The sequence below is a fragment of the Halomonas sp. B23F22_20 genome (assembly GCF_043496985.1).
GTDB lineage: Bacteria > Pseudomonadota > Gammaproteobacteria > Pseudomonadales > Halomonadaceae > Halomonas.
The window spans coordinates 71,702-84,359 of record NZ_JBIEKH010000017.1 but is presented as its reverse complement, the minus strand read 5'-3'; the positions used below and the strand labels follow the sequence as shown (position 1 = coordinate 84,359).

Sequence of the window (12,658 nt, the reverse complement as noted above, 5' to 3'; positions counted from 1 at the left end):
TCAGGGGCTTGCTGTCGAAGGCCGCCCCTGCCGGGACGGCGTTTCGCTTCGCTGGCGCTATGGCGTTAACGGGTTGGCCTCGACGGAAAAGTCGCCGAGCCAAGCGCAGGCCTTTTCAGCGAGGCCTAACCGAGGTCTCCCCCGGCCACCGGCAATACGCTGCCGGTGATGTAGCTGGCCTCGTCGGAGGCCATGAACAGGATCGGCGCGGCCATCTCGTCCAGGGTGCCGTAGCGGCCGAGCAGGCAGCTCTGCTGGGTCTGGTCGATGTGGGCCTGGAACCAGGCCTGCTCGGTCTCGTTGCGAGGCTCCGGGGTGCCGCGCGAGATACGCCGCGGCGGTGCCTCGGTGCCGCCGGGGGCGGTGGCCACCACGCGGATGCCATGCTCGGCGACCTCGAAGGCCAGCGACGCAGTCATGGCGTTGACCCCGCCCTTGGCCGCCGAGTACGGAATGCGATGGATGCCCCGGGTCGCCGCGGAAGAGACGTTGACGATCACGCCGCCGCCCTGCTCGACCATGGCCGGCAGCACCGCCCGACAGCACCACAGCGTCGGCATCAGCGAACGGGTGATCTCGGCCGAGATCTCGGTGGCGGTGAACTCGGTGAACGGCTTGAAATTGATCGCCCCGCCCACGTTGTTGATCAGGATGTCGAGCCGACCGAAGTGCGCACGGGCGTCCGCCATGGCGCGCTCGGCGCCCTCGAAGGTCTCGAGGTCGGCCAACAGGGCGATGGCCTCGACGCCCTGCCCTTGCAGCTCGGCCGCCACCTCCCGGACGATCTCGGCGCGATCCACCAGCGCCAGGCGGGCGCCCTCGGCGGCCGCCTGCTCGGCGACGCGCCGGCCGATGCCCTGGGCGGCGCCGGTGATCACCATCACCCGGTCCTGGAAACGTTGACGGTTCATGCGGCCTCCCCGGGCGCCTGGTTGGGCGTGAACTTCTCGTAGTGGAAGCTCTGCGGTGCGATGCCCTGCTCATCGAAGTGCTTGAGCACGGCATCGACCATCGGCGGCGGCCCGCACAGGTAGACGTCGACGTCGCCGTCGTACAGCACCTCGGCGTCCATGTGATGGGTGACGTAGCCCTTGCGAGGATGGTCACTTGCCTCGTCCACTACCACGGTGGCGTAGGTGAAGTTCGGCAGCGCCTCGTCGAAGGCGTCCAGGACCTCGGTCTTGACCAGGTGGTCGTCCTTGTTGACGCCGTAGATCAGGTGCACGGGCTGCTCGCAGCCCTTCTCCACCAGCTGCTCGAGCATCGACAGGAAGGGCGCCAGGCCGGTGCCGCCGGCCAGCATCAGCACCGATCGGGTGATCTCGCGCAGGTAGAAGCTGCCCATCGGCCCGGTCAGGCCGAGGCGCTCGCCGGGCTTGCACCGCTCGGTGAGATAGCCGCTCATCAGGCCGCCCGGCACGTTGCGGATCAGGAAGGTGGTCCGCGCGGCGCCCGGCCGGGAGCTGAAGGAGTAGGAACGATGCGCGTCGGTCCCCGGCACGTCGATATGGATGTACTGGCCGGGCAGGAAGGCCAACTCGGCGCCCTCGTCCAGGTCAATGGCAAGCTCGATGCTGTCTTCGGAGAGTTGCTCGACCGTGGCCACGGTACCCTCGAGCTTGCCGACCGCGGTCTTGCACAGGGTCGAGGCCACCGGCACCTGGATGACGCAGTCGGTGGACGGCACCATCTGGCAGGTCAGCACCTGGCCCTCGGCGGCTTCCTCGTCGGACAGCGCCTCCTCCAGGTACTCGTCGCCCAGGTCGAACGCGCCCTGCTCGCAGTGGCCCTTGCAGGTGCCGCAGACGCCGTCGGAGCAGTCCATCGGCAGGTTGACCTTCTGCCGGTAGGCCGCATCGAGGACGGTCTCGCCTTCCTTGCAGCCGATGAAACGGGTCACCCCGTCTTCGAAGTTGAGGGCAATGGTATAGCTCATGGTCGTTCTCCTCCCCACCGGTCAGCGTGACCCGGTCAGCGTGACCCGGTCAGATGTGATAGACGTCAATGACCTGGTGGATGTAGTCGTTGTTCAGGATCACCTTCTTGCGGGTGATCAAAGGCGCCTCTCCGGACACGTCCAGGGTGTAGAAGGAGGTGCCGAAGAACTGGTTGGTCTGCTGGTAGCGATGGCTCAGGGTGTGCCAGTTGAAGCGCAGCTCCACCGCATCGCCGTCCCGGCTCAGCACCTCCAGGTTGCTGATCAGGTGGGTAGTGCGCGGTTCGGGAATGCTGGTCGCGCCGCTGCGCTCGGTCTTGATGCGGTAGACCCGGTCCTCCAGCCCCTCGCGGCTCGGGTAGTAGATCAGCGAGATCTCGGACTGCGGGTCCTCGGTCAGCCGGTCATCGTCGTCCCAGGCCGGCATCCAGAACTCCACATCCTGGCGATAGCAGGTCAGCCACTCGTCCCACTGGCGGTCGTCGAGCAGGCGCGCCTCGCGATGCACGAAGGCCTGAATGTCTTCGAAAGTCATGCTCATGGTGTGCTCCCCCTGTTCTCGGGCAATCAGGCCGACTCGCCGGCGGGTTCGGTGGCGATAAACTGGCCGCGCTCCTTGTCGATGGCGCGCAGCATCTCCTCGACCCAGTGCTGGTGGTGCAGCACGTAGAGCCCCTCGTCCTCCGGCGACGCCCCGCTGAGCAGCGGTTTCATGTCGATCGCCTTGGCGTTCTCGTCGGCGCCCTCGATCCACTGCTTGGCGCCGCGGGACAGGTCGTTCCACTCGGCGTCCAGGCCCTGGTAGCCGTTCTGGCAGGCGCGGAACTCTTCCAGGTCGTCCGGCGTGCCCATGCCCGAGACGTTGAAGAAGTCCTCGTACTGGCGGATGCGCAGCGCGCGGTTCTCCTTGGATTCGCCCTTGGGCGCGAAGCAGTAGATGGTCACCTCGCTCTTGTCCACGGCCAGCGGGCGGATCACCCGGATCTGGGTGGAGAACTGGTCCATCAGGTAGACGTTGGGATACAGGCAGAGGTTACGGGTCTGGTTGACGATGGAGTCGGCCCGGGCTTCGCCCAGCTCGGCCTCGATCTCGTCCTTGCGGGTGTAGACCGGGCGCACCTCGGGGTTGAGCAGCCGGGTCCACAGCATCATGTGGCCGTTTTCATAGGAGTAGAAACCGCCCTGGCTCTTCGACCAGCCATCGGCATCCACGGCCTTGGTGCCGCCGGCGTCGTAGTTGCGGCGGTCCATGGTCGAGGCGTAATTCCAGTGCACGGTGCTGACGTGATAGCCGTCGGCGCCGTTCTCCGCACCCAGCTTCCAGTTGCCGTTGAAGGTGTACGACGAGGTGCCGCGCAGGATCTCCAGGCCTTCCGGGGCCTGGTCGACGATGTTGTCGATCACCTTGCGGGTTTCGCCGAGATAGTCGTCCAGCGGCATCACGTCGGCGCTCAGGCTGCCGAACAGGAAGCCCTTGTAGTTCTCGAACACCGGCAGCCGCTTGAGGTCGTGGGAGCCCTCGCTCTTGAAGGCGTCCGGGTAGGCGCCGGTCTTCTCGTTCTTGGCCTTGAGCAGCCGGCCGTCGTTCTTGAATGTCCAGCCGTGGAACGGGCAGGTGAAGGTGCCCTTGTTGCCGCGTTTCTTGCGGCACAGGGTGGCGCCGCGGTGGGCGCAGGCGTTGATCAGGGCGTGCAGCTCGCCGGCCTTGTCACGGGTGATGATCACCGGCTGGCGACCCAGGGTGACGGTCATGTAATCGCCGGGCTCGGCGATCTGGCTCTCGTGGGCCAGGAACAGCCAGTTGCCCTCGAAGACATGCTTCATCTCGAGCTCGAAGAACTCGGGGTCAGTGAAGATGCTGCGATGCACGCGGAAGGTGCCGGCCTCGGCGTCGTCCTCGACGGCACCGCGGACGCGTTGTTCGAGACGATCGAGCTTGCTGGTCATGATCGGACTCCTCGCGTTAGTCATGGGGTCAGGGAAGCAGAGACGATGCGGGTCGCCTCAGACCTTGGCGGTGCCCGCCTGCTGGCTGGCCTGGTCCTGCGCGTCTTCCTTGGCCCGCGGGCGCTTGTGGCGGTGCTGCAGCTCGGCGGCATTGGTCACCGACAGCGCGACGTCGAACACCACCTCGGTGAAGGGGCCCTCGAAGCCGCGTGCCGCGATGGCCGCGTCGTCCTCGATGCGCCGCCCTTCCACCACCAGCTCCTCGCGGGTGGCGAAGGCGAAGTCGTCGAAGGTGTAGGGGTCGCCGGCCAGGTTGATCTGGGTCGTCAGGTGCTGGTGCCCCGGGGCGGAGACGAAGTAGTGGATATGCGCCGGGCGCTGGCCATGGCGCCCCAGGGCCTTGAGCACCTGATCGGTGGGCGCGCCTTCGGGCACGCCATAGCCGGAGGGGACGATGCTGCGCACCGCGTAGCGACCCTCGGCGTCGGTGATGATCGAGCGGCGCAGGTTGTACTCCGCCTGCGACGGGTCGAAGAAGGAGTAGCCGCCCTTGGAGTCGGCGTGCCAGATCTCGACCTTGGCCCCGGCGATCGGCTGGCCGTCGGTGTCGCGCACCTGGCCGGTCAGCCACATCGCCTCGCCGTCGGTATCGGTGCCGTCGTCCATGCGCCCGCTGCCCTGCAGTTCCGGAGCGCCGGCCACGTACAGCGGGCCCTCGATGGTGCGCGGCGTGCCGCCGGTGCGGCCGGCCTCGGCGTCGGCCGCGTCCATGCGCATGTCCAGGTAGTGGTCGAAGCCGAGCCCCGGGGCCAGCAGCCCGAACTGGGTGCCCTGGCCGAGCGCGTTGAGCACGCTGACGCTGCTCCAGAATTCCTCGGGGCTGACGTCGAAGTCGTCGATCAGCCGATACAGGTCGGAGAGCAGGCGATGCATGATCTGCTTGGCGCGCTCGTTGCCGCCGTCCTTGTCGAAACCGCTGACGGCCTTCAGAAAGTCCTGAACCTCGGGAGTGTCGAAAATCTTCACGGTCATGCTGGCGTCCTCATGGTTGTTATAGCGAGTCATCGATGAACGGCGTATCAGCTGTCGTCGTCGCGGATCGACGAGGGATGGCGGCACAGCGGCTTGACGGCGATCTCCATGTAGGGGAACAGCGGCAGGTTGGAGACCAGCTCCTGCAGCTCGGCGTTGTCCTCGACGTCGAAGATGCTGACGTTCGAGTAGCTGCCGGCCACCCGCCACAGGTGGCGCCACTTGCCGGCGCGCTGCAGCTCCTGGGAGTAGGCCTTCTCGGTCGCCTTGATCTCGGCGGCCTGCTCGGCGGGCATCTCCGGCGGCAGTTTCACGGTCATTTCTACCTGGAACAGCATGCGAGTCTCCTTGTCTGGAACAATGTCAGCGCCCGGACTTACTTGCGCGAATAGTGGGTCAGCTTGTCTTCGTCGAGGGCGATGCCGAGGCCAGGACCGGCCGGCAGGTCGACGCCGAAGTCGTGGTAGCGCAACGGCTCGGCGACGATGTCGTCCTTGAGCAGCAGCGGGCCGAACATCTCGGTGCCCCAGGTCATCTCGGGCAGGGTCGCCCAGGCGTGCAGCGAAGCGGCGGTGCCGATGGTGCCCTCGAGCATGGTGCCGCCATACAGGCCGACACCGGCCGTCAGCGCCAGCTGCGCCAGCTCCAGCGCCGGCCGCGGCCCGCCGGCCTTGGCGATCTTCAACGCGAAGGCGCCGCTGAAGCCGTCTGCCACCAGGTCCAGTCCGTCCCGGGCATCGGCCACCGCCTCGTCGGCCAGCATCGGCACCCGGAAGCGCTCGGCCAGGCGAATCAGGCCGGCCTGCTCGCGGGCCGGGATGGCCTGCTCGATCAAGGCGATGCCGGCCTCCTGCAGGGCGGCGATGCCGCGCACCGCGGTGGCCTCGTCCCAGGCCTGGTTGACGTCGACGCGCACGCTGGCCCGATCACCCAGCGCCGCCTTGATGTCCGCCACGTGGCGCACGTCCTGTTCCAGGGCGTTGGCGCCGATCTTGAGCTTGAAGTCGCGGTGGCGCCCGTCGTCGAGGCGCTGGAAAGCTTCATCGATATCCTTCCGGGTATCGCCGGAGGCCAGGGTCCACAGTACCGGCAGGTGCGTGTGGCGGGCGCCGCCCAGCAGCTCGGCCACCGACAGCCCCAGCCGCTTGCCCTGGGCGTCGAGCAGCGCGGTCTCCAGCGCCGACTTGGCGATGGGATTGCCGCGCACATGACGATTCAGCCGCGCCATCAGGGCGTTGAGATTGCTCGAAGACTGACCGACCAGCAGCGGCGCCAGATAGGCGTCGATGTTGCGCTTGATGCTCTCCGGGCTCTCTGGCCCGTAGCTCAGGCCACCGATGGTGGTGCCCTCGCCCAGCCCCTCGATGCCGTCGCTCGTACGCAGGCGCACGATGACCATCGTCTGGCAGGCCATGGTGGCCATGGAAAGCTTGTGGGGGCGGATGGTCGGCAGATCGACCAGCAGCGTCTCAATGGACTCGATCACGGCGGGCATGAAGGCTCCTGGACTACGCACAAAAGAAGTGTTCGCAGTCTGATTGCCTCCAGGCCCGGCAACCAATATGGTTTGAGTCCTTAGCCATACCTTGGAGGTATCATGGAGCTACGCCATCTCCGCTACTTCTGCGTCGCGGCCAAGGAGTTGAACATGACGCGGGCGGCCGCCAAGCTGCACATCGCTCAGCCGCCATTAACTCGACAAATCAACAATTTGGAGAAGGAGCTGGGCGTCAGGCTGTTCGATCGCGGGCCCCGTGGCCTGGCGCTGACGGCGGCGGGACAGTTCTTCTATGAACATACCCTGCAGATACTCGAGAAGGTCGACACCACGGTGACCGATACCCGGCGCATCGCCCGCAGCCACCGCCAGCTGTTCGGCATCGGCTTCGTGCCCTCGGTGTTCTACGGCCAGCTGCCGCTACTGGTGCGCGGCTTGCGACAAAAGGATGACGTCGAGCTGACGCTGGTCGAACTGACCACGGTGCAGCAGATCCAGGCGCTCAAGGCCGGACGCATCGACATCGGCTTCGGCCGGCTGCGCCTCGACGACCCGGAGGTCAAGCAGGAGGTGCTGTTCGAGGAGCCGCTGATGGCGGCGCTGCCCAAGGGCCATCCGCTGGAGGGCACCACGCCGAGCATGGCGCAGCTGGCCGAGTACCCCTTGATCCTGTTTCCCGCCACGCCGCGGCCGAGCATGGCGGATACCGTGCTCGGTATGTTCCGGCGCCGAGGGCTCAAGATCACGGTCTCGCAGGAAGCCAACGAGATGCAGACCGCTTTGGGCCTGGTGGCCTCTGAGATGGGGATCACCCTGGTGCCGGAGCAGGTGAAGCGCGTCCAGCGCGACGGCATCAGCTACGTCTACCTGGCGGAAAAGCACATCACCATTCCGATCCTGTGCAGCCGTCGACGCGGCGAAGTGCCCTCGCCGGTCATGCAGGAAGCCAACGCCATCCTCGAGGTTCTGGTGGAGAATCGCCGCAGCGGCCGCTACCCATGAGCCGGCTCAGCGTGCCTTGGACGCGCATCAGCTCATCCCAGCGGGTGGTATAGCGCGAGCCGAGGGGCTCGCAGCACAGCGCCCGGGCGGCCTCTTCCCCGGGCAGGCCGAAGCGGCACGGTATCGCGTCCCATGCGACCACCAGATCATGAGCGCCGCCCATCAGCGCCGGCGGCGGGTCAAGCACAGGCCCGAAGGAGCTCCATCCCCACCCCACAGCAGGCACGTCGACACTCGATCATGAGACAAATTTGTTTTCATCATGAGGATATTCAGTTTGCCTCATGTCTCCATGAAATCGACAATTCCGTCATTCGATCGTCAGTGGAGAACATCCCATGGCATTGGCCCACGACCACGGCCGACCGCGCATCGAACGTGACGGCGCGCGACACCCACCGTCACCGTAAGGCCAGCGGCCGCGACATCATCGAGAGCGTCGGAAAAGCGCGTTGTGGCCTGTTCCCATCCCATGGGTGGATCGTGGCGCCTGGGCATATCGACAAGTATCAGCGAAAAGGGATTCGCTGATGCGCTTGTGAGGATCCGGAAAAGACACCGGGGAGACTCCGATAACCCAACACGGCTTAAATTTAGCTTTCAGACATCAGGACGGCAGGTCGCGATGAATAACGAATTTGCATTTACCATCAAAAGCATTTGTTTCGATGAAAACTATCGCCCGTCGGACAATACGCGCATCACTACCAACTTTGCCAACCTGGCCAGAGGAGAGAGTCGCCGGGAGAACTTGCGCAACACCTTGAAGATGATTGACAATCGCTTCAATGCCCTGGCGCACTGGGACAACCCGAAAGGCGACCGTTACGGTGTCGAACTTGACATCATTTCCGTTGAAATGACCATTGATGCCGCGCGTACGGATGCTGCCCTGCCCCTGATTGAGATATTGAAGACAAATATTATCGATCGAAAAACCAACGAGCGTATCGAGGGGGTGGCAGGAAACAACTTCTCCTCTTACGTGCGGGATTACGACTTTAGCGTCCGGCTATCCGAACACAACAAGAATCAGACCGAATTCAGCACTCCAGATGACTTTGGAGACCTGCATGGAAAGCTATTCCAGCGCTTCGTAAACTCAAGCGCTTACAAAGAAAACTTCAAAAAACCGCCCGTGATATGCATCAGCGTATCAAGCAGCAAGACCTATCATCGGACGGAAAACCAGCATCCCGTTCTGGGCATTGAGTACCAGCAGGACGAGCACTCTTTAACCGATGAATATTTCAAAAAGATGGGGCTGAAGGTTCGCTACTTCATGCCTCCTGGCAGCGTCGCTCCTTTAGCCTTCTACTTCTCCGGCGACTTGCTTGGTGATTACACTAACCTTGAGCTCATCAGCACTATCAGCACGATGGATACTTTCCAGAAGATCTATCGGCCCGAAATTTATAATGCGAATTCTCAAGCAGGAAAATCCTACCAGCCAAGCCTGAAGCAACAGGATTATTCACTGACTCGAATCGTCTATGATCGAGAGGAACGTAGCCGGCTGTCGATCGAGCAGGGAAAGTTTGTCGAGGAGCATTTCATCAAGCCTTACCAGGCCATCCTCGAGCAATGGTCCGCCAACTACGCTCTTTGATCAACCAAAGCACAAGGTCATCTCTCATGAAAAAGCTGTTGCCCACATCCACTGCCGGTAGCTTGCCCAAGCCCTCCTGGCTTGCACAACCGGAGAAACTCTGGTCACCCTGGAAATTGCAAGGCGAGGAATTGATCGATGGCAAGCAAGATGCCTTGCGCTTGTCATTGCAGGAGCAGCAGCAAGCGGGCATCGATATCGTCAGTGATGGCGAACAGTCACGCCAGCACTTTGTCACTACCTTTATCGAGCACCTCAACGGCGTCGATTTCGAGAAACGTGAGACCGTTAGAATTCGTGATCGCTATGATGCCAGCGTGCCCACGGTCACTGGTGCTGTGTCTCGCCAGAAGCCGGTTTTTGTTGACGATGCAAGATTCCTGCGTCAGCAAACCAGTCAACCCATAAAATGGGCTCTGCCTGGCCCCATGACCATGATTGACACGCTGTATGACAGCCATTATAAAAGCCGCGAAAAACTGGCCTGGGAATTCGCCAAGATTCTCAACCAGGAAGCCAGGGAACTGGAGGCTGCTGGCGTCGATATCATCCAGTTTGACGAGCCCGCATTCAATGTCTTCTTCGATGAGGTAAATGACTGGGGAATTGCCACCCTGGAAAAGGCAGTCGAAGGGCTCAAATGCGACACTGCCGTGCACATTTGCTATGGCTATGGCATCAAGGCCAATACGGATTGGAAAAAGACACTGGGGTCAGAGTGGCGGCAATATGAAGAAACCTTCCCCAAGTTGCAAAAATCCAACGTCGACATCATCTCACTGGAGTGTCACAACTCTCATGTCCCCATAGATCTCATCGAACTCATTCGCGGGAAGAAAGTGATGGTAGGTGCTATCGATGTCGCCACCAACACCATCGAAACACCAGAGGAAGTCGCCAACACCCTGCGAAAGGCACTTCAGTTTGTCGATGCCGACAAACTCTACCCTTGTACCAACTGCGGCATGGCGCCCTTGCCGCGTGAAGTATCACGGGGCAAGCTACGTGCTTTAAATGAGGGAGCAGACATCGTCCGTAGAGAACTCTCCCAGTCGTACTGAGCTAGAGCCGAAAGCGGTGTTCTCAGGGGTGAAGGTGACGGCTCTGCAAGACAGAAAACGGTCGGCGCGAGAGGCTCGCGGCGGCCAATAGCAGAGAACTGAACGGGCCACCTTTCGACGCTCATCGATGGGCCGCTTTCCCAGTCGGAAAGGTTGAAGTCAGAAAAATCACCGCGCCGCCTCAGGCCTCTCTTGACACTCTCGCGTTCCACCCAACCTTCAGGACCCGCCATGCCTCTTCCTGATACTGCCATCGAGCCATTGAGCTTTCGCGAAGCGCTCGGGCACTACGCCTCCGGTATCACGGTGATCACATCACACATCGATGGCGATCCAATTGGCTTCACTTGCCAGTCGTTCTATAGCGTGTCGATGAGCCCGCCACTGGTGTCGTTCAGCGTCAAGGCCAGTTCGTACAGCTATCCCAGGATTCGCCAGGCAGGCCGGTTCGCCGTGAATATCCTGTCGGATGAGCAGACCAGGGTTTCCAACCAGTTCGCCCGGCAAGGCACGGATAAGTGGCACGGCGTCGAGTGGCAGGAATCGCCGCTGGGCAATCCGATCATTGCCGGTAGCCTGCACTGGCTTGATTGCGAAATTCACGCCGAACATGCCGCCGGTGATCACCTGATCGTGATTGGTGAAGTGAAGGCGTTAAACCCGACAGAAGCGGCTGCCACACGGCCACTATTGTATTTCAAGGGACAATACTGCGATCTCGCTGCATCTGCCGAGTGAACTGGCCACACATCGCCCTGCCGATCCTGTTCGGCCAGCGCCATCCTCGAGGTGCTGGTGGAAAACCGCCGCAGCGCCCCCTATCCATGAGCCGGCTCAGCGTGCCTTGACGCGCATCAATTCGTCCCAGCGAGTGGTATAGCGCGAGCTGAGATGCTCACAGCGCAGCGCCCAGGCGGCCTTTTCCCCGGGCAGGCCGAAGCGCACGGTATCGCGTCCCATGCGGCCGTTGAGCCGGTCCAGGGTTGCCATCAGGCGCTGACTGCGGCGGCGTTCGGCCGCGTCCCCCTCGCTCAGCAACGACAGCTGGTGACGCTCGGCATCCACCAGGTCCAGCAGCATCACCCCGCACTTCTGGTAGCGCACGCCCTCGAGAAAGACCGCCGACAAGGCACGGCCGGCGGCATCGAGCAGCTCCCGGGTATCGTCGCTGGGGCCGGGCAGCGCCACCACCTGGCTGTTGCGATACTGACGCTCGCCGAGCCGGTGCGGGTCGCTGCGCACGAACACCAGCACCGCACAGGCCAGACTGCCCTGGCGGCGCAGCTTCTCGGCGGCCCGGGCGCCGTGCTGGCGGAGCGCCGCCCGCAGGTCGGCCAGCTCGCCGGTCAAGCGGCCGAAGGAGCGCGATACCATGATGCGCTGACGCGGTTCGGCGAGATCCTCCAGGGCGATGGCCGGCCGGCCGCGCAGTTCCCAGACGATGCGTTCCAGCACCACCGAGAAGGTCCGGCGGATCTGCTTGGGATCGGCCTGGCGCAGCTGCCAGGCGGTGTGGATGTCCTGCAGCGCCAATCGCTCGGCGCTACGCCGGGCAATGCCCCACAGCTCATGCACCGGCAGCGCCTCTAGCACGCGGCGGGTCTCGGGTGCCTCGGCCTCCAGGCAACACACTCCGCCCAACCCGGGCATCCGCTTGGCGACGCGATTGGCGGTCTTGGCCAGTACCCGGGTCGGCGCCAGGCCCACGCAAGTCGGCAGGCCGGTGTCGCGCAGCACCGTCGCCCGCAGCCGCCGCCCCCACGCCTCGAGGTCGTCGGGCTCATGGCCCTCGAGGCCGACGAAGCTCTCATCGATGGAGTAGGCCTCCACGTCCGGCGAGAAGTCGCCGAGCACCCGGTTCACGCGCCGGCTCATGTCACCGTAGAGGGCGTAGTTGCTGGACAACAGCGTCGCTCGGCGGCGGATCGACGCGGGGATCTGGTGCGTCGGCATCCCCATGGCCACACCCAACGCCTTGAGCTCCTCCGAGCGCGCCACCACGCAGCCGTCGTTGTTGGACAGCACCCCCACCGCCCGGCCCTCGAGATGGGGATCGAAGACCCGCTCGCAGCTGACGTAGAAGTTGTTGCTGTCGACCAGCGCGATCATGGCGTCGCCCCCGGCAGAGCATGCAGCACATGGGTCACCACGCCCCAGACCTGGCATTCCCGACCGGCCAGCGGAATCGGCGCGAAGCGCGGGTTGCTGGCCTCCAGCACCAGGTCGTCACCGCGGCGGGCCAGCCGCTTGACGGTGGGCTCGCCATCCACGGCGATGATCACCACCCGCCCGGGCAACGGCTCCAGGCTGCGGTCCACCACCAGCAGGTCGCCGTCGTGGATGCCGTCGCCGAGCATCGAGTCGCCCTCGGCGCGCACGAAGTAGGTGGACGTCGGGCGACGCACCACATGGGCGTGCAGGTCGAGCTCCACGTCCAGGTGGTCGTCGGCGGGACTGGGAAAGCCGGCCCGCACCCGGCAGCCCAGCAGCGGCTGGCCCGCCCGGTCGGACCGCGGCCCGGCGACGGCCGGCAGGCGGGCGAGAGACGGCCTCGGCAGTGACATGGCGCCTCC

13 protein-coding genes are annotated in these 12,658 nt (G+C 63.9%); 4 read left to right on the top strand and 9 right to left on the bottom strand.

Features of this window, described 5'->3' with window-relative positions; translation table 11 throughout:
* Positions 1-125: 125 nt before the first annotated feature.
* Genes benD through ACGTN6_RS14900 form a run of 7 tightly spaced genes read right to left on the bottom strand, consistent with a single transcriptional unit; the run spans position 126 to position 6,410 of the window.
* On the bottom strand, positions 126-911 hold the full coding sequence (gene benD, locus ACGTN6_RS14930) for a benzoate diol dehydrogenase BenD (protein ID WP_394592931.1): 786 nt from the start codon (positions 909-911) through the stop codon (positions 126-128).
* Entirely contained in the window at positions 908-1,936 is a 1,029-nt protein-coding gene (gene benC, locus ACGTN6_RS14925; RefSeq protein ID WP_394592927.1) for a benzoate 1,2-dioxygenase electron transfer component BenC, read from the bottom strand. Before benC ends, benD begins: the two co-directional genes overlap by 4 nt.
* A 49-nt stretch (positions 1,937-1,985) precedes the next feature.
* Positions 1,986-2,477, bottom strand: coding sequence for a benzoate 1,2-dioxygenase small subunit (gene benB / locus ACGTN6_RS14920; protein WP_394592924.1), 492 nt, complete (start codon positions 2,475-2,477; stop codon positions 1,986-1,988).
* Positions 2,478-2,503: 26 nt separating this feature from the next.
* Entirely contained in the window at positions 2,504-3,883 is a 1,380-nt protein-coding gene (locus tag ACGTN6_RS14915) for a Rieske 2Fe-2S domain-containing protein (RefSeq protein WP_394592921.1), read from the bottom strand.
* A 57-nt stretch (positions 3,884-3,940) separates the two neighbouring features.
* Positions 3,941-4,915, bottom strand: a complete 975-nt coding sequence (gene catA, locus ACGTN6_RS14910; RefSeq protein ID WP_394592919.1) for a catechol 1,2-dioxygenase — start codon at positions 4,913-4,915, stop codon at positions 3,941-3,943.
* Positions 4,916-4,962: 47 nt separating this feature from the next.
* Positions 4,963-5,253: a muconolactone Delta-isomerase gene (gene catC, locus ACGTN6_RS14905; RefSeq protein ID WP_394592916.1), complete on the bottom strand. Its 291-nt coding sequence runs from the start codon at positions 5,251-5,253 to the stop codon at positions 4,963-4,965.
* A 38-nt stretch (positions 5,254-5,291) separates the two neighbouring features.
* Positions 5,292-6,410: a muconate cycloisomerase family protein gene (locus ACGTN6_RS14900; RefSeq protein WP_394592913.1), complete on the bottom strand. Its 1,119-nt coding sequence runs from the start codon at positions 6,408-6,410 to the stop codon at positions 5,292-5,294.
* Positions 6,411-6,512: 102 nt separating this feature from the next.
* On the opposite strand from ACGTN6_RS14900, the gene ACGTN6_RS14895 reads away from it, so the two are divergent.
* The 4 genes from ACGTN6_RS14895 to ACGTN6_RS14880 all read left to right on the top strand — a co-directional run bounded on the left by ACGTN6_RS14895 (position 6,513) and on the right by ACGTN6_RS14880 (position 10,823).
* Positions 6,513-7,415, top strand: a complete 903-nt coding sequence (locus ACGTN6_RS14895; protein ID WP_394592910.1) for a LysR family transcriptional regulator — start codon at positions 6,513-6,515, stop codon at positions 7,413-7,415.
* Between the two features lie 625 nt (positions 7,416-8,040).
* Positions 8,041-9,024: a DUF1852 domain-containing protein gene (locus tag ACGTN6_RS14890; RefSeq protein ID WP_394592908.1), complete on the top strand. Its 984-nt coding sequence runs from the start codon at positions 8,041-8,043 to the stop codon at positions 9,022-9,024.
* 26 nt (positions 9,025-9,050) lie between these two features.
* Positions 9,051-10,085, top strand: a complete 1,035-nt coding sequence (locus ACGTN6_RS14885; RefSeq protein ID WP_394592906.1) for a methionine synthase — start codon at positions 9,051-9,053, stop codon at positions 10,083-10,085.
* A gap of 231 nt (positions 10,086-10,316) precedes the next feature.
* Positions 10,317-10,823 carry a flavin reductase family protein gene (locus ACGTN6_RS14880; protein WP_394592904.1) on the top strand — a complete coding sequence of 169 codons (507 nt, stop codon included), beginning with the start codon at positions 10,317-10,319 and terminating at the stop codon, positions 10,821-10,823.
* A gap of 96 nt (positions 10,824-10,919) precedes the next feature.
* Here the strand turns inward: ACGTN6_RS14880 and ACGTN6_RS14875 are convergent, their stop codons facing one another.
* Both ACGTN6_RS14875 and ACGTN6_RS14870 read right to left on the bottom strand, forming a co-directional pair.
* Positions 10,920-12,194, bottom strand: coding sequence for a Y-family DNA polymerase (locus tag ACGTN6_RS14875; RefSeq protein WP_394592902.1), 1,275 nt, complete (start codon positions 12,192-12,194; stop codon positions 10,920-10,922).
* Positions 12,191-12,649 carry a LexA family protein gene (locus ACGTN6_RS14870; protein WP_394592900.1) on the bottom strand — a complete coding sequence of 153 codons (459 nt, stop codon included), beginning with the start codon at positions 12,647-12,649 and terminating at the stop codon, positions 12,191-12,193. The genes ACGTN6_RS14875 and ACGTN6_RS14870 overlap by 4 nt, the downstream gene beginning before the upstream one ends.
* Positions 12,650-12,658: the final 9 nt, after the last annotated feature.

Excerpts from the sequence above, each read along its gene's own strand:
- catC (WP_394592916.1), bottom strand. The coding sequence starts at position 5,253 with ATGCTGTTCCAGGTAGAAATGACCGTGAAACTGCCGCCGGAGATGCCC.
- ACGTN6_RS14900 (WP_394592913.1), bottom strand. The coding sequence starts at position 6,410 with ATGCCCGCCGTGATCGAGTCCATTGAGACGCTGCTGGTCGATCTGCCG.
- benD (WP_394592931.1), bottom strand. The coding sequence starts at position 911 with ATGAACCGTCAACGTTTCCAGGACCGGGTGATGGTGATCACCGGCGCC.
- ACGTN6_RS14875 (WP_394592902.1), bottom strand. The coding sequence starts at position 12,194 with ATGATCGCGCTGGTCGACAGCAACAACTTCTACGTCAGCTGCGAGCGG.
- ACGTN6_RS14895 (WP_394592910.1), top strand. The coding sequence starts at position 6,513 with ATGGAGCTACGCCATCTCCGCTACTTCTGCGTCGCGGCCAAGGAGTTG.
- catA (WP_394592919.1), bottom strand. The coding sequence starts at position 4,915 with ATGACCGTGAAGATTTTCGACACTCCCGAGGTTCAGGACTTTCTGAAG.
- ACGTN6_RS14915 (WP_394592921.1), bottom strand. The coding sequence starts at position 3,883 with ATGACCAGCAAGCTCGATCGTCTCGAACAACGCGTCCGCGGTGCCGTC.
- ACGTN6_RS14890 (WP_394592908.1), top strand. The coding sequence starts at position 8,041 with ATGAATAACGAATTTGCATTTACCATCAAAAGCATTTGTTTCGATGAA.
- ACGTN6_RS14880 (WP_394592904.1), top strand. The coding sequence starts at position 10,317 with ATGCCTCTTCCTGATACTGCCATCGAGCCATTGAGCTTTCGCGAAGCG.
- benC (WP_394592927.1), bottom strand. The coding sequence starts at position 1,936 with ATGAGCTATACCATTGCCCTCAACTTCGAAGACGGGGTGACCCGTTTC.
- ACGTN6_RS14870 (WP_394592900.1), bottom strand. The coding sequence starts at position 12,649 with ATGTCACTGCCGAGGCCGTCTCTCGCCCGCCTGCCGGCCGTCGCCGGG.
- benB (WP_394592924.1), bottom strand. The coding sequence starts at position 2,477 with ATGAGCATGACTTTCGAAGACATTCAGGCCTTCGTGCATCGCGAGGCG.
- ACGTN6_RS14885 (WP_394592906.1), top strand. The coding sequence starts at position 9,051 with ATGAAAAAGCTGTTGCCCACATCCACTGCCGGTAGCTTGCCCAAGCCC.